This window comes from Micromonospora sp. NPDC053740, assembly GCF_040677775.1.
GTDB classification, from domain to species: domain Bacteria; phylum Actinomycetota; class Actinomycetes; order Mycobacteriales; family Micromonosporaceae; genus Micromonospora; species Micromonospora alfalfae.
On the sequence record NZ_JBFASO010000006.1, the window covers coordinates 346,588 to 361,872 of the forward strand.

The 15,285-nt window shown below is 72.3% G+C and carries 15 protein-coding genes; 3 read left to right on the plus strand and 12 right to left on the minus strand.

Translation table 11 applies throughout. From position 1 onward, the window contains the following. Nucleotides 1-4: 4 nt before the first annotated feature. Nucleotides 5-997, minus strand: coding sequence for a helix-turn-helix domain-containing protein (locus AB0K35_RS18745; protein WP_238670797.1), 993 nt, complete (start codon nucleotides 995-997; stop codon nucleotides 5-7). Between the two features lie 252 nt (nucleotides 998-1,249). Between AB0K35_RS18745 and AB0K35_RS18750 the strand changes: the two genes are divergently transcribed. Next, nucleotides 1,250-2,278, plus strand: coding sequence for a peptidoglycan-binding protein (locus AB0K35_RS18750; protein WP_363886508.1), 1,029 nt, complete (start codon nucleotides 1,250-1,252; stop codon nucleotides 2,276-2,278). Between the two features lie 71 nt (nucleotides 2,279-2,349). On the opposite strand, the gene AB0K35_RS18755 is transcribed toward AB0K35_RS18750, so the two are convergent. The 8 genes from AB0K35_RS18755 to AB0K35_RS18790 form a co-directional block, all read right to left on the minus strand. Next, the gene (locus AB0K35_RS18755) at nucleotides 2,350-4,143 is read right to left on the minus strand and encodes a carbohydrate binding domain-containing protein (RefSeq protein ID WP_363886511.1); all 1,794 of its coding nucleotides are present in this window, start codon (nucleotides 4,141-4,143) and stop codon (nucleotides 2,350-2,352) included. Nucleotides 4,144-4,321: 178 nt separating this feature from the next. After that, the gene (locus tag AB0K35_RS18760) at nucleotides 4,322-5,383 is read right to left on the minus strand and encodes an ABC transporter permease (protein ID WP_238670794.1); all 1,062 of its coding nucleotides are present in this window, start codon (nucleotides 5,381-5,383) and stop codon (nucleotides 4,322-4,324) included. Continuing rightward, a complete protein-coding gene (locus AB0K35_RS18765) occupies nucleotides 5,380-6,273 on the minus strand; it encodes an ATP-binding cassette domain-containing protein (RefSeq protein WP_238670793.1) in 894 nt (297 codons plus the stop codon). The genes AB0K35_RS18760 and AB0K35_RS18765 overlap by 4 nt, the downstream gene beginning before the upstream one ends. A 79-nt stretch (nucleotides 6,274-6,352) precedes the next feature. Next, complete coding sequence (locus tag AB0K35_RS18770; protein WP_238670792.1) at nucleotides 6,353-7,069, minus strand: response regulator transcription factor; 717 nt, start codon at nucleotides 7,067-7,069, stop codon at nucleotides 6,353-6,355. Then, nucleotides 7,066-8,403, minus strand: a complete 1,338-nt coding sequence (locus AB0K35_RS18775; RefSeq protein WP_238670791.1) for a sensor histidine kinase — start codon at nucleotides 8,401-8,403, stop codon at nucleotides 7,066-7,068. The genes AB0K35_RS18770 and AB0K35_RS18775 overlap by 4 nt, the downstream gene beginning before the upstream one ends. 127 nt (nucleotides 8,404-8,530) lie before the next feature. Continuing rightward, nucleotides 8,531-9,478, minus strand: a complete 948-nt coding sequence (locus AB0K35_RS18780; protein ID WP_238670790.1) for a permease prefix domain 1-containing protein — start codon at nucleotides 9,476-9,478, stop codon at nucleotides 8,531-8,533. Then, on the minus strand, nucleotides 9,475-9,816 hold the full coding sequence (locus tag AB0K35_RS18785) for a PadR family transcriptional regulator (protein ID WP_091401756.1): 342 nt from the start codon (nucleotides 9,814-9,816) through the stop codon (nucleotides 9,475-9,477). Before AB0K35_RS18785 ends, AB0K35_RS18780 begins: the two co-directional genes overlap by 4 nt. Nucleotides 9,817-9,946: 130 nt before the next feature. Beyond that, a complete protein-coding gene (locus tag AB0K35_RS18790; protein ID WP_363886514.1) occupies nucleotides 9,947-10,552 on the minus strand; it encodes a hypothetical protein in 606 nt (201 codons plus the stop codon). A gap of 133 nt (nucleotides 10,553-10,685) precedes the next feature. Here AB0K35_RS18790 and AB0K35_RS18795 point away from each other — a divergent pair, with 133 nt between their 5' ends. Together AB0K35_RS18795 and AB0K35_RS18800 are read left to right on the plus strand one after the other, a co-directional pair. After that, on the plus strand, nucleotides 10,686-12,050 hold the full coding sequence (locus tag AB0K35_RS18795) for a serine/threonine-protein kinase (RefSeq protein WP_363886520.1): 1,365 nt from the start codon (nucleotides 10,686-10,688) through the stop codon (nucleotides 12,048-12,050). Nucleotides 12,051-12,202: 152 nt separating this feature from the next. Then, the gene (locus AB0K35_RS18800; protein ID WP_238670787.1) at nucleotides 12,203-13,378 is read left to right on the plus strand and encodes a low temperature requirement protein A; all 1,176 of its coding nucleotides are present in this window, start codon (nucleotides 12,203-12,205) and stop codon (nucleotides 13,376-13,378) included. Here AB0K35_RS18800 and AB0K35_RS18805 read toward each other — a convergent pair whose 3' ends face one another. From AB0K35_RS18805 to AB0K35_RS18815, 3 genes are all read right to left on the minus strand, one after another. Further along, complete coding sequence (locus AB0K35_RS18805) at nucleotides 13,379-13,930, minus strand: hypothetical protein (protein ID WP_363886523.1); 552 nt, start codon at nucleotides 13,928-13,930, stop codon at nucleotides 13,379-13,381. Continuing rightward, the gene (locus AB0K35_RS18810) at nucleotides 13,927-14,466 is read right to left on the minus strand and encodes an RNA polymerase sigma factor (RefSeq protein WP_238670785.1); all 540 of its coding nucleotides are present in this window, start codon (nucleotides 14,464-14,466) and stop codon (nucleotides 13,927-13,929) included. Before AB0K35_RS18810 ends, AB0K35_RS18805 begins: the two co-directional genes overlap by 4 nt. Before the next feature lie 88 nt (nucleotides 14,467-14,554). Next, nucleotides 14,555-15,175: an L-threonylcarbamoyladenylate synthase gene (locus AB0K35_RS18815; RefSeq protein WP_238670784.1), complete on the minus strand. Its 621-nt coding sequence runs from the start codon at nucleotides 15,173-15,175 to the stop codon at nucleotides 14,555-14,557. Nucleotides 15,176-15,285 lie beyond the last annotated feature (110 nt).

Genomic DNA, 15,285 nt, shown 5'->3' on the forward strand with positions numbered 1-15,285 from the left:
GACGTCAGTTCCCGGGCAGCGCGTTGACCAGGAACACCTGATCCAGGCCGCCGGTGCACGGCTCGACCAGCGCCGCGTCCGCCCCGTCGCTGTCGTCGTCGCGCAGGCCGACGCACAACTCGCTACGGTCGGGCCGGATGCGGTACGAGTCGGGCGTCGCGCCGGTCGGTTCGAAGTGGAACACCTGCTTCGGCCTGTTCGCGCTGCAGTCCTTCTCGTCCCAGGGTTCGAGCAGGTTCCGGCCGGGGTCCTCGTCGCGGATGGTGAGGCAACCCTTCCCGAGCACCGGGTGGACCCACTGGATGAAGAACATTCCGTCGGCCACCGGTTCCAGCGAGGTGTCCGGTGGGGTGGCCTCTGTGCAGGGCCGCTGGACCGCTATCTCCTTGGTGTACTGGCCGGTGCGATCGCGGCCCTCGGTGAGGCAGAGGTGCGGGCTGCGGACGGGGCGGATCTGACTGGGCCCCCCGCTCGGCAATCGGGCACCGTTTCCCGCCGACGCGGTCGGATCGGTGGTGTGCGCGGCCTTTCCCTGCTCGTCGTCGCGTCGCTCGATCCAGAAGCCCACGCCGAGCGTGGCCAGCAGGGCGACGACGAGCAGCGCCAGCGGCGCGGGCCGCGCGAACCAGCGTGGGCGGGCCGGGCCGGAGTGCTCCGGGGCCACTGTCGTGACCGCGTCGAGCGGTGGTGGGTCCGTTGCCGGGGGCGGCGGGGCCAACTGACCTGCCGTGAGGCGGTGCCGGGCGGCCAGCCACGTCTCGACCTGATCTCCCGCGCCGCACGCCCGCACGAACGCGGCCACCACCTCCGGGCGCGGCAGTGTGGATCGGCGCAGGATGTCCGCAGCGGTGCTGCGGGCCAGCACGTCGCCTGTCGACGCGGCACGCTGCTCCAGTTGCCGGTAGGTGAGCCCCGACCGGTCCTTGAGCTGGCGCAGCATCTCGACGAATTCGGCCGGGTCGGACGCGTCGTCCGGGCGTAGCTCCCCCGTGGTCATCGCCCGATTGTCCAAACACTGTGGGCGCGGAGGCAAGTCGGGTCCCGACGACTGTCCGACATGGTCGGACAGGATCCGGACATGCTGCCCTGAGCTGCCCGGACAGCCCAGCGCGGCGCGCCGGGCATTGTCCTGGCCGACCGGGTTACCTAGCGTCTTTCTCGATGGCCGCGCCGCTGACCGGTGTACGGCCGACGTGCTCGCGCCGGTACGGGTTCGGGCTCGACCACACGAACGACACGGGGAGATTCGATGGATGACGCTGTCCGGGATCCGGTGCCGCAGGCGGCCACGGCGGGGGAGTACGTGGCGTTGCTCAGGGAGGTGCGGCGGCGTTCCGGTCTGACCTACCGGGAGCTCGCCCGACGGGCCTCGGCGGCCGGACACTGGCTGCCGCCGAGCACCCTCGCGACGATGCTGGGGCGGACGACGCTGCCCCGGGAACGCACAGTGGTAGCGCTGCTGGCCGCCTGCGGCACCCCGGCGGTCCAGGTCGACAGGTGGCTGGCGACACGGCGGGACCTCGAGGCTCGTCTCGGCGAGCGCTATCGAGGGGAGAGTGACGCGGAACGGACCCCCGCCGGCCCCTCCACCACCGCCGCGGCGGACATCCGCCCGAGCGTCGGCTCGGTTCCGCCGCGACCCGAGGCGCCCTGGCCGGCCCGCCGCTGGCTTCGGCTGGCGCTGCTGGCACTGCTCGGCGTCCTGACGGTCGGGGCGACAGTGACGCTGCGACCTCTCGTCCCCGCCGCGATGGACGGCTCCCCGGCCGCTGGCTGCCCGGAGGTGCTGCGCCAGGGCATGTACGGCCCCTGCGTGCTGAACCTCCAGCAGCACCTGGTGGCCGGCGGACTCACAGTGCCGGTCGACGGCTGGTTCGGCCCGGACACCACCAGTCGGGTGATGGTGTTCCAGGCGTTTGGCGGCCTGCCGGTCAGTGGCACAGCGGACGAGCGGTTGTTCGACGAGTTGGCGGGTGATCGCAAGGTTCCCGCGAGCTGGTCGGAGGACCGGATCGGCAAACATCTGCGGCGGACGTTCCCGGAGGACCCGGCCGGTGCGGTGCAGTTGGCGCGCTGCCTGTCCGGCTTGGACCCGTACCGGGTGGAGGTCGTCGAGGACGGATCGCGGCGCTGGGGGTTGTTCCAGTTCAGCGACACGGAGGTGTCCCGGTTCGGCGTCGACCGTCAGACGGCGCTGGACGCGGCGTGGAACATCAGGACGGCACGGGAGGTCTGGTCTCGTACCGGCGACTTCGGCCACTGGAGCTGCGCCGCGTAGCGGTGACGCGTGACGCTCCCCGCCCGGTCCACGGACCGGACGGGGAGCCCCCCGTTATCCCGACTGACGATTCACTGTCGCAGGCGGTTGGCGAAGACGTACGCGCCAACGGAACGGCCGGTGGCGAGCCCGGCGTCCGCGTCGAACCGATAGTGCACGCCGAGGTAGATCCGGCTCAGGGCGTTCTCCTCGGCGGCATCGTCGAAGCCGGTCATGTGCCGCACCACGCCCACTGCGTGCGGATCGTCAGTGGTGGCGTCGAAGGCGATCGCATCGGTGCCGAAGAACCTCTTCATCACGGCGGACCAGGCCCCCGCGAAGGTGGCGTGCCCGGAGATGTAGGCCGGGAAGGGCGGTGTGTACGGCACCCCCTCGCGGGTCTTCGACAGCGGCTGCCAGCCGGGGCCCTCCGTCGCCTCGATCGCCGTCACCGGGCGCCACAGGTCGATGGGCGTCTGGTACTTGGCGTCCCAGGCGGCGATGGCGGCGTCGGCGAGGGCGAGGGCCACCAGCCCGAAGAGCCGGGCGTTGGCCAGGATGCCGAGCTGACGCTGCTCCGACACGATCCGGGTGTGCGCGAAGAGTTGACCCGGCGGCTTGTACGTGCCGCCCAGGTCGTTGGCCCAGAAGAACGCGATCTGCGTCTGCTCGGGGGTCCGCAGCGTCGACGTCTGACCGCCGTAGTCGCGGATCTCCTGCACCTGGGTGCGGTACTCCTGCTTGCTGAGCAGGTCGGCGTACCCGGTGGCGCCGGCTGGCAGGCCGGGCCGGAACTGCCGGCCAGAGGTGAGCGCGAACGGGGTGACCAGTCCCCAGTTCGGGCCGACCGCAGCCTTGCCGTTTGTCGGCCGCCACGCGCCGGGCACGTTCTCCTGCACCGGATAGGCCGCGTTGTTGTCGAAGCCGTCGTTGGCGCGGGCCTGGAGGTTGGCGGCGGCAGCCGCCGCACCGACGGTGTCACCCCGGGCGACCTCGGCGGCGTTCACCCCGGACGGCCGGAGCGCGACAGCGGTGGCCAGGGCCTGTGCGTAGGACTGGCCCTGGCCGCCGTACAGGGCGGTCAGCACGTCGTACGCGGCGCGGTCGATGGCCGCGTGCAGTGACGGCGCGACGACGTTGTCCATGGTGCCCGGGTAGCTGACCGGCACTCGTACCCGGTAGGGGTTGCCGACCCCGGTGACCGAGACGGCGGCGTCGTGCATCGACGCGTGCAGGATGGCGGCTTCGCGGGACGAGGAGGTGGGTGGCAGGTCCAGCGCCTTGTAGGTGGCCAGCAGGACACCGTTCCAGTACAGGATCGGGTCGGTGGCCGGGTTCACCGCCAGCGGGGTGAGCGACACGTTGTCCAACCGGACCGTCGTGGCGGCCTGGCCACCGAAGTGGAACAGCAGCACCGCCTTCGGGTCGCCGAACGGGGACACGAAGTCGAAGGTGTACCGGCTCATCGAGGACGTCAGCGTGACGCTCTGGTCGACGGCGGAGGTGTAGGGCGTGTCCGCCCGGGAGACCGAGACGCGCAGGGAACGGTTGACGTCGGCCGCGGCGTCGAACTGCAACCGGTACGGCTGCGCTGCCGTCACCCCGAACTCGAAGTGACCGACGAGGTCCTCCCAGACGGGCTTGCCCACCGTGGCGCTGGTGCGGACGCGCAGTTGCCCGGCGTTGACAGTGGTGCTGGTCGAGGCGAGCCGGGTCCACCAGGGCTGGGTGCTGCCGTTGTCGAACGTGCCGTTGAGGATGAGGTCGCCCGGGGCGGCGGTGGCCGGCGCGGGGCGGACGAGGGCGGTGAGGGTGCCGGCGAGGGCGACAGCGAGCACGGCGCTGAGCAGACGGCGGATTTGCCGTGCGTTGATCGGTGGGGACATCGAGAGCCTTTCCGGTCCGGAAAACCGGCGACGACCAGGTCGTTGCCGTGAGGATCGGCTCAACGTAGGAGTGTTCGCGCTGTTCAGGGCCACCGAACAGCGCCCGGAACGGTGCCGTACGGCAGCGGGCGCCGGCATCCGGTCAGGACACCGACGCCCGTGCGGGCCGACCGCTGGCTCAGCCGATGGTCTCCCGCTCCCGCCAGGCGGTACGCAGCGAGGTCCGGCCGTTGGTGCGCAGGAGCGACCCCTCGTACACCCGGGCCCCGGCGAGGAGGAACGCGCCGGCGGCGAGCACCAGGAGGACCAGTGAGACGATCGGCTCCCAGCCGGCCGCGTCGCCGGTGAAGAGCCGCAGCGGCATGGCCGTGGGCGACGAGAACGGCAGGTAGGACAGCACCCGCATCGCTGTGGCGTTGTCGTTCAGAAAGATCACCGCGAAGAACGGCAGCATGACGGCGAGCTGCACCGGCGTCGACACCGCGGCGATGTCCTCCTGCCTGTTGGCCAGCGCGCCGGCCGCGGCCCACATGGCGGCGAGCAGCACGAAACCGATCAGGAAGAACGGCACGAACCAGCCGATCGCCGGGGCGAGCAGGCTGAGCAGACCTCCGCTGTCGCCGATCTGCAGCCCGAGCACCGCCACCAGCGCGATCAGGGCGATCTGCGCGAACGCCAGGATGGCCCCGGCCACCACCTTCCCGGCCAGCAGGGCCCGGACCGGCACGGCGGCGACCAGGATCTCCACGATCCGGGTCTGCTTCTCCTCGATGACGCTCTGCGCGATCTGCACACCGAACGTCTGTGAGGTGATGAAGAAGACGAACGCGAAGACGAACGGCACCAGGAACGCCACCACCGGGTCGACCGCGTCCGGGTCGAGCAGGCGGACGGTCGGCTGGGTGCTCAGGGCCCTCACCACGTCGTCGGGGGCGTCGTCCATGGCCAGGACGGCCGGTCCGGTGACCACCGCGGCGTCCGCGTCGTCGTCGCGGACGGCCTGTTCGGCGGCCCGGTCATCGGAGACGACCCGGACTTCCAGCCCGGCGGCGCGCAGCGGCGCGGCCAGGCTCTCGGTCACCGCCACTGTGGACGGTCCGCCGGCGAACAGCGGCGGCAGGATGGTGCCGGCCGCGGCGATCAACAGGAAGAACAGCGTGCCGAACAGGAAGGTGCGGTCGCGGAGCTTGACCCGGATCTCGCGTTCGGCGACCAGCCGGGTGGCCTGGGTGACGTTCACTGGGTGACCTCTCGGAAGATCTCGGTGAGCGAGGGGCTGACCGGGCGGAAGGCGCGGACCGGGCCGCGCGCGAGGGCGGCCCGCAGCACTGGCTGTTCGTCGGTGCCGGCCGGCAGGTCGAAGACCACCCGCGCGCCGTCCAACTCGACCACTGTCACCCCGGGGTGGTCGCGTACCCAGCCGGCGTCGTGTTCCACCACCAGCTCGAAGCGGGGAACCGTGTACGAGTCGCGCAGTTGCTGCCGGCTGCCGGCGGCCCGGATCACCCCGTCCCCGATGATCACCAGGTCGTCGCAGAGGCGTTCCACGACGTCGAGCTGGTGACTGGAGAACAGCACCGGCGCGCCGGCCGAAGCCCGCTCCCGCAGCACTGCCACGACGGTCTCCACGGCCAGCGGGTCGAGGCCGGAGAACGGCTCGTCGAGCACCAGCACCTCGGGGTCGTGCACCAGCGCGGCGGCGATCTGGGCGCGCTGCTGGTTGCCCAACGACAGCGTCTCCAGCAGGTCGTCGCCGCGCTCGCCGAGCCCGACCCGGTCCAGCAGCGCGTCGGTGGACCGTCGTGCCGCGGCGGCGTCCAGCCCGTGCAGCCGGCCCAGGTAGGCCACCTGCTCGCGGGTGGTCATCTTGGGGTAGAGGCCCCGCTCCTCAGGCATGTAGCCGAAACGCCGACGGTCCTGCCGGGTCAGCGTGGCGCCGCCCCAGCTCACCTCGCCGGCGTCGGGGGCGAGCACACCCAGGATGATCCGCATGGTGGTGGTCTTGCCGGCGCCGTTGGCGCCCACGAAACCGGTCATCCGGCCGGCGGACACTTCGAAGGACACGTTCCTGAGCACCTGACGGTCGCCGAAGCTGCGGTCGACGCCGTCGAGGCGAAGCGTTCTGGTCACGCACTCACGCTAGATCGATGACGCCGCCGCGCCGTCCGCCCGGCGGGTGAGCGGGCGGTCCACCTCGCGGCGGACGCCATCACCCGCCGGGGCGGACCACACCGTTCTCGTAGGCGAACACCACGGCCTGCACCCGGTCGCGCAGGCCGAGTTTGGCCAGCACCCGACTCACGTGCGTCTTCACAGTCGCCTCGCCCAGGTGGATGGCGGAGGCGATCTCCGCGTTGCTCGACCCGGCGGCGAGCAGCATCAGCACCTCCCGTTCGCGTGGGGTCAGCTCGGCCAGCGCGGCCTCGGCGGCCGGACCCCGGTGGGCGGTTCCCGACGGGTCGCCGGGTCGGGCGAAGGAGGAGATGACCCGGCGGGTGATTTCCGGGGCCAGCAGGCCGTCGCCCCTGGCCAGCACCCTGATCGCCTCGATCAGCTCCTCCGGCGTGCCGTTCTTGAGCAGGAAGCCGCTGGCCCCGGCCCGTAGCGCGGCGAACAGGTAGTCGTCGCGGTCGAAGGTGGTGAGGATCAGCACCGCGGGCGCCCCGGGGCCGTCGGCGACGATCTGCCGGGTGGCCTCCAGGCCGTCCATCCCGGGCATCTCCACATCCATGAGTACGACGTCGGGGCGGGTGGCTCGGGTCATGGTGACGGCCCGTTCGCCGTCGGCGGCCTCACCGACCACCTCGATGTCGTCCTCCACCTCCAGGATGACCCGGAAGCCGGTACGGACGAGGTGCTGGTCGTCGGCGAGCAGCACCCGGACCGCCGGACCGGCGCCGGGTGCCTGCTGGGCTGCCGCGCTCATGCCGACGGCTCCGCGACGGCTGCCGCCTGCTGTCTGTCGCTCGGCTCCCGCTGTGGGCCCACCGGTCGGTCCGCCGACGCCGCCAGGGGAAAGCGGGCACGTACCCGCCAGCCGCCGCCGGCCCGTGGCCCGGCCTCCAGGTCGCCGTCGTGGGCGGTGACCCGTTCGCGCATGCCGATCAGGCCCAATCCGACGGTGTCGCCCCGCCCGCCGCCCCGCCCGTCGTCGGTCACGTCGACCTCCACCTCCCGGGCCAGGTACCGGACCCGCACGTCGAGCAGGGCCGCCTCGGCGTGCTTCAGGGTGTTGGTCACCGCCTCCTGCGTCACCCGGTAGGCCGTCTGGGACACCGATTCGGGCAACGCGACAGGGTCGCCGTACACCCCGAGGGTGGCCGTCAGCCCGGCGGCCCGAGCCCGCTCGATGAGCTCGTCGATCCGTTCGACGCCGCCGGCCGGCGGCGTCGCGGCGTCGGTGCCGGCGGAGGTCCGCAGCACGCCGAGCATCCGACGCAGCTCGTCGACGGCGGTGCGGGCGCTCTGCTCGATGGCGGTCAGCGCCGTGCGGGCCTTACCCGGGTCGCGGTCGAACACCCGGCGGCAGGCGGATGCCTGCACGCCCATCACCGAAACGTGGTGGGCGACCACGTCGTGCAGCTCGCGGGCGATCCGGACCCGTTCGCCGAGCACCGCCCGTTCCCGGGCCTCGGCCTGCGACCGGCGCAGGTCCTCGGCCTGCGCGCGCAGCTCGTGCTCGCGGCGCGCGGCCACCCACGCGGTCTCGCCGAAGAAGTACGCGAAACCGAAGACCAGCACGTTGAGCAGCACGCCATTGACCATCGCGGCGAGCACCGGCGGCACCGGTCCGACCGCGTCGGCGAAGGAATCCGCCGGAATGTGGTCGATCATCACCGCGTAGTAGATCCCGAGCCAGGCGAACATCGTGGCGATCACGCCGATCCGCAGCCGGCGGGACAGTTGGCGGTCCTGCCCCCAGGCGCCGACGGTGTAGAGGGCGCAGAACAGGGCCCAGGAGGAGAACTGGCTCTCCGGGGCCGAGCGCGCCTGCGCGGCGATGAACGCCACCGCGACGACCAGCACGGTCGCGGTCGGCCAGCGTCGTCGCCAGATCAGCGGGAGGGTCACCGCGACGGTCCAGAACAGCTGCTCCGGCCCGGACGGCGGTGGGCCCAGCAGGAACGCGCCGGTGCTGCGGGCCAGGGTGAGGCTCACCAGCGCCAGCGCGGTCACCCCGAGGCCGATCCAGAGGTCGTTGCGGCGCTGCTCCGGCGTCGGACCCGGGCGACGCCATTCGTCACGCTGTGCCACGGTCATCCAGGAACGATGCCACGCCGCCCAGCACTGTCGCTCGTCGGGAGGCGCTACGTGACCGGGCCCGGCGGCCGGGCGACGGCCCGGCGCGAGGTTCGCGCCGGACCGTCGGGTGGGGTGTCGCTTCAGCTCACGCCGTCCGACGGCGGGTCTTGGTGCTGGTGTCGATCAGGTCCCAGACCAGGATCACGGCCGTGCCCACCGCGATGGCGGCCCCGAGGGTGTTCCGGTTGTCACCGTCCGCCAGCCAGCTCAGTCGGTCGCCCAGGGCCGGGTTGAGCAGCCGGTCGGAGAGCGCCAGCCAGGTCAGCGGCAGCGAGAACGCCAGGCTGAGCAGGGCCTTCACCCCGAACAACCGCCAGCTCCAGTGCCCGATCCGGTACTTGACGATCTCGAACACCGCGGTGGCCAGCAGTACCACCATCAGCGCCGGCAGCCAGAACGACCACAGCGCCGGATCGAGGATCGGGATGTTCCTACCGTCGGTCTCGTGCACCCACGACTGGTAGTGCTGGAAGGGCAGGTACCCGATGGTCAGCACCAGCATGGCCACCGACGCGATGGTGTCGGCGAGGGAGACGCCTCGGTGTGCGGGGACGTCGGGCAGTTGGTCGACTGTCCATTCGGGCAGGCCGGCCGTGGTCTGGGACCGGTCGATGAGGGCGAAGGTCAGGGTTAGCCAGAAGGCGATCTGCACGGCCACCTGCATGGCAACGACAATGGCTGGCCCGATGGCTCCGAAGCCCTTGCCGTCTGCCACGTCGACGATCGCGACGATCGTGCCGACGAGCGCCGGGATGAAGCTGAGCAGCAGTTTCAGCAGCCGCAGCCAGACCAGGTAGTAGGTGGGGCCGATGAGCTGCAGCCGGCGGTCGGCGTACCGGGCGGCCAGCAGATCCGGGTTGCCCAGCTCGGTGAGGACCTCCCGCTCGGCGGCGGTGGCGTCCTGGCCGCCGCCGGTCCGGTCCTCGACCATGTCCTCGATCGAGGCGCGTAGCTCGCTGGCGATCTCGTCGCGGCGCTGGGTGGGCACCGAGCGCAGGGTGGCGGCGAGGTAGCGGTCGGTCAGGGTGTTCATCGGTCCACTCCTTGGATCAGCCCGGTGATGGAGGTCTGTACGGCGGCGAGGTCGTCGAGGAGCCGGTTCAGCATCGACTCGCCCTCGTCGCTGGTCCGGTAGAACTTGCGGGGTCGGCTCTCTTCGGTGTTCCACTCGCTGGTCAGCAGCCCCTGGTCCTCCAGGCGGCGCAGCAGCGGGTAGAGGGTGTTGGCGTCGACCGGGAAGCCGTGGTCGCTGAGCCGTTGCAGCAGTGCGTAGCCGTAGTCCGGTCGGCGTAGCGCGACCAGGCTGGCCACCACGACGGTGCCTCGACGCAACTCCTGCAGGTGCGTCCGTAGAACGTCCTCGCTAACCATGTGTCACACCATAGTGTGTGCCACACAGTGTTGTCCACCCCGACATCATCGTGTTCGCCCACCCTTCGTTCGGGGAGATACGAGCTGCGGGGCGCCCGGTGGACACCGGACGCCCCGCACCTGGGCCAGATCAGCAGGACGCGCCCTGCCGGAAGTTCCGCTCGACGAAGCTGGCCGGCCCGACCTGGAAGTAGCCCACCCCCGGCCGGATCGGGTGCCCGGTGAACAGCTCCACCCGCGACCCGACCCGGACCAGGTACGCCTCGGCGTCCCCCGCGTCGTTGCGGATCAGCGAACCCCGCCGGCCGTAGATCGCCTCCAGCTCGTCGAAGGACATGCCGACAGTGGCGCCGGCGGGGGACTGCGGCGGCGCGGTGGCCGTACCGACCTCCACCAGCCGACCGTCGCGGAAGGCCAGGATGAGCACGCCGGCCCAGGAACCGGTCGCGCCGGCGTGCACCACCCCGCCGCAGCTCGGCGCGGTCCAGTCGATGTGCCCGTCAGCGGTGAGCACGGCCAGGCTGGCACCCATCCGGTACGCCCCGGCGCCGCCGACGCCGAGCACCTGCGGGTGACTGTGCCCGGCGAGCGTGGCGGCGGCCATCGGGGCACGCGCCGAGGCTGGCGCGCCGCCACCGAGCACCGGGGCTGCCCAGGCCGGACCGGCGTCGACCAGCGGGACGAGTGTGCCGAGCGCCAGCGCGGCGGTGGTGAGAAGGATCGTGGGTCGGTTCATGGTGCGCTCCTTCGGTGATGGGTCTCTGCCCTGTTAGTCACCGCGCCCGGCCCAACGGTTCGTCGGCTTTCCGACCGGCCCGGTCTACTGTTCAGAGAGACGCCGACCGCCCGTGCTGGCCGGGGGTGACGCGGTGACGGCTCCGCAACGGATCGGGCCCTACGCCATCGAGCGGCTGCTGGGCGTCGGATCGTTCGCGACCGTCTGGCTGGGCTACGACCCGATGCTCGACGGACACGTGGCAATCAAGGTGCTGGCCGAGAACTGGAGCCACGACCTCCGCGTCCGGGAACGCTTCCGCGACGAGGCCCGTCTGCTGCGCCGGCTGGAGCACGAGCGGTTGGTCCGGGTGCATGCCGTCGGTGAGTTGCCCGACGGGCGGCCGTACGCCGTGCTGGCCTGGGCGGACGGCGGCAGCCTGCGCGACCGGCTGGCTCTTGGTGAGATCTCCGTGCCGGCGGCGTTGCGCCTGCTCGGTGAGGTCTGCGCGGGCGTGAGCGTGCTGCACCGGCACGGCGTCGTGCACCGCGACCTCACCCCCGGCAACATTCTGTTCCATTCCACCGGGGTGGCCTCCGGCGCCGAGCGGGTGCTCATCGCCGACCTCGGTCTCGCCAAGGCGCTCGCCGCCGCCTCCGGCCTCACCGCCCGGGCCGGTACCCCCGGCTACATGGCACCGGAGCAGGACGACCCGGGCGCGGTGATCGACACGCGCGCTGACGTGTACGGGCTCGGTCGGCTCGGGATCCGGCTGCTCGCCGCCGAGCCCGGGTCCGACCCGCCCAGATCGGTCGGCGCCCTGCGACTGCGCGACGGCGTGCCGGCGCGGGTGGCCGCGGTGCTCGTCCGGGCCACCGCCCACCGGCCGGCCGACCGCTATCCGGACGCCGCCGCGCTGCACGCCGCGCTCGACCGGGCCACCGCCGTACGGCAGCCGCCGTCATCCGCTCCGGTGGCCCGTCACCCGTACCGGATGCTGTTGGCCGGGGCGGCCGTCGCGGCCGTCGCGGTGGTGGGCCCCGAGCCGGGCCACACCGGGGCCGAACGGGACACGTACACCGCCGGACCGCTCACCGTGACGTTGCCGGACGGCTGGTCGGCCACCGGGGCGACCTGGGCCGGTCAGTACGACGCCGACGGCGAAGCGGAACCGGCGCTGGTGATGTCGCCGCAACCCCGCCGCTGGGCCGCCGACCCCGGGGTGCCCGGCGCGTTCGTCGGCGTCTCGGCCAGCACGGCGGCGCGCACCACGCCTGCCGGGTTCCTGGCCGAGCGCACACACGGGGACTGCGCGTCCGCGCCGGCGCGCACCACCCGCCGGGCGGGCGTTGAGTGGACGGTTGTGGCGTACCGCTGCGACCGGGGCCGGCCGCGGATCGTCGAGTCGGCGGGGCGGCATCCGGGCCACGGCGCTCTGGTGTACGTGCAGGTCGTGCCACCGGTGGACGGCGGGCCCGACTTCGTGGACGCATTGCTCGACGGCGTGCGGGTGCGGTAGCGGGGCCGCCGTGGTGCGGACGAACGTGCCCGGTGCCGGGCCCTCGGATGGAAGGCTGGCAGCGTGGCGCAGAAGTGTTGTCGGGCTGCGGTCCGCGCTGCCTACGCGGGCGGGCGGTCCGTCGTCAGCGGCGACGGATCGAGCGGGCACCGATGACGGACGGTGCGCGTCGACAGCTGACCCGTACGGCGACCGGACCGCAGCGCGCGGACCTGCTGGAGCTGTTCTTCGATCTCGCCTTCATCGCCAGCCTGACCCTGACGTCGCAGTCGATGGCGGCCGAGCAGACCTGGACCGGCATCGCCCAGGCTCTGCTCGCACTGTCGACACTGTGGGCGGTCTGGGTGACCACCACGTTGATCACCGACACGTACAGCCCACGAAAGCGACCGATTCCCCAGCTGATCCTCGGCATCATGTTCGGCATCATGCTGATGTCCGCCGCGCTGCCGACGGCGTTCCACGAGCACGGACTGATCTTCGGTGGCACCTGGGCCGCGATAAACCTGGGCCGAGGGCTGGTGCTCATCCGATCCCTGCGTGGTCGGCAGGGGCAGGAACGCTCCCTTCGCGCCCTGGTCTGGAACCTCGGGTCAGGGACCCTGTGGGTGGTCGGCGGCCTGGTGGCCGACCCCGAGTGGCGCCTCGCCGTGTGGCTCGTCGCGCTGGGTGTGGACTACGTCGCGTTCGGGTTCCGTTTCCCCATCCCCGGTCGGGCGCCCCTGCCGCAGTACCGGGTCGCGCCGGAGCACCTCGCCGAGCGGTACCAACAGATCTACATCCTCACCCTGGGTGAACTCGTCCTGGTCAGCGTCCTCAGCCTGAGCCACCAGCCCTTCACCCCCGATCGGATCGCCGCCTTCGCCACCGCGTTCCTGACAGCGGCGGTGCTCTGGTGGAGCTACGCCCAGGGAGCGGGCGCGACGCTCCGCGCCGCCATCGAGGCATCACCCCACCGGACTCGGCTGGTGCAGACCAACCCGTACGCCCACTGGTTGATGGTGGCCGGAGTGGTGGGAACGGCCGCCGGCGTGGAACGGATCATCGCCCAGCCGTGGGAGCGGCCCGCCGCACCCATGGCCGCGCTCGTCCTGGGTGGCGCGGGGCTCTTCCTCATCGGTCGGGCGGTCCTGGAACACGAGGTGTACGGGCGGGTGCCGCTGTCGCACGTCGTCGGTGTCGGCGCGACGATCGCCCTGGCGCCGCTCTCGGTGCACCTGCCCGGGCTGGCTCTGGGCGTCGCCGCCGCTCTGGTGCTGCTGGGGGTCGCGGCCGTCGAGTTCCTCCGGGCGCGGCACCGTCCCGCCCCGTCGCCGGCGATGCTCTGACTAGCGGACCACCACCGTGATCGTCTGTTCCCGAGCCTCCTTCGGGATCCTGACGTCGACGGTGCCGGGGCGGACGAACCGGATGTCCACCACGCCGGCCTCGTAGTGCTGCGAGACCAGCTCCGGGCGGTCGACGGTGACCAGGCCGGGGCCGATGCCCTGGATCCGCAGCACCGCGCCGGTGGCGAAACAGAGCGACCGCAGCAGCTCAAGCTCGGTCTCGGCCAGCGGCAGGTCGTAGCGCACGGCGCCCTGGCAGCTCGTGGTCGGCGCCGTCGACGTGGTGGCCGGGCGGTGCGGCGTACCCCGGGCAGTGGTCGGTGCGGGCGGTGCCGCGATCGGACGTCCGCTGGTCGGCGGCGGTCGGGACGGCGATGCGGTGGGCGCCGGGATCGCCGAGGGGGTCGGCGACGGTCGGGACTCCACTGGTGGCTGTACGGGCAGCGGCGCTACCGGGTCGGCGCCGCAGGCCGCTACCGACACGGCGGACACGAGGACGACGCCACCGGCGAGGAGCCGGCGGATCGAGCGGCCTCGCGCGGCGGGGCTCATCCCGTGCCGAGTCGTTGTCGCACCTGCCGCCGGGCCAGGTGCAGCCGGGACTTCACAGTGCCCACCGGCACGTCGAGTAGCGCCGCGATCTCGGGGTAGCTCAGCCCGAGGACGTCGCGCAGGGCGATCACCTCGGCGAGGTCGGGGCGGACCGCGTCGAAGGCGTCGAGCAGGTCGAGGCGGGTGCCGGCGACCACGCTGGTCCGTCGGGGGTCGGCCTGGTCGGGCACCGGTACGCCGCCGGCCTCCAACCGGCAGCGGCGGCGCAGCGTGCGGTACGTGGAGCGGGCCCGGTTGGCGGCCAGCCGGTGCAGCCAGGTGCGGAACGAGGAGCGCCCCTCGAAGCGGGTGATTCCGTTGGCCAGCGCCAGCAGGGTGTCCTGGCAGGCCTCCTCGGCGTCCTCCCGGTTGGGCAGGAACCGTGCGCACAGCCGCAGCACCTCCGGGCGAACCGCGACCAGCAGGGCGGTCAGCGCGGCCGGGTCACCGTGCGCGGCGGACCGGGCCAGGGCGTCGATGTCGTCCGCGTCGGGCATGCCGGATGTCCAATGCTCGCCGGTGCCGATCCCTGAGCGTACGACCGGTGTGGCCGCCGCGCCCCGGTACGGTCCGGCACCCGACGCGTCACTCGAAGCGGGACACGTCCCCGGCGCCCCGGCGCAGGATCTCCGGCTCGGGCCCCGACAGGTCGATCACGGTCGTCGGCTCCTTACCGCAGTCACCGGCGTCGAGCACCGCGTCGAGCTGGTGGTCGAGCCGTTCCTTGATCTCCCAGCCCTGGGTCATCGGCTCCTCGTCGCCGGGCAGGACCAGGGTGCTGGACACCAGTGGCTCGGCCAGCTCGGCCAGCAGCGCCTGGGTGACGGTGTGCCGGGGCACCCGCACGCCGACGGTCCGCTTCTTCGGGTGCAGCATCCGGCGGGGCACCTCACGGGTGGCCGGCAGGATGAACGTGTAGCTGCCCGGGGTGGACGCCTTCACCAGCCGGAAGACCGAGTTGCTGATCTGGACGAACTGGCCGAGCTGCGCGAAGTCCCGGCAGACCAGCGTGAAGTGGTGCCGGTCGTCGAGGTGGCGGATCTGGCGGATCCGGTCCAGCCCGTCCTGGTTGCCCAGTTGGATGCCGAGCGCGTAGCAGGAGTCCGTCGGGTAGGCGACCAGCCCACCACCGCGGATCAGGTCGGCGACCTGCCCGATGATCCGGGGCTGCGGGTTCTCCGGATGCACGTCGTAGTACCTCGCCATGCCGCTGAGCCTAGGCGCACGCGGGGAGGATCAGGAGACGAGGGCCACGACCGTCGGCGCGGACGGTGGAGCCGCCGAGATCACCTCGGTAGGGTAGGTCCCGGTCGGCT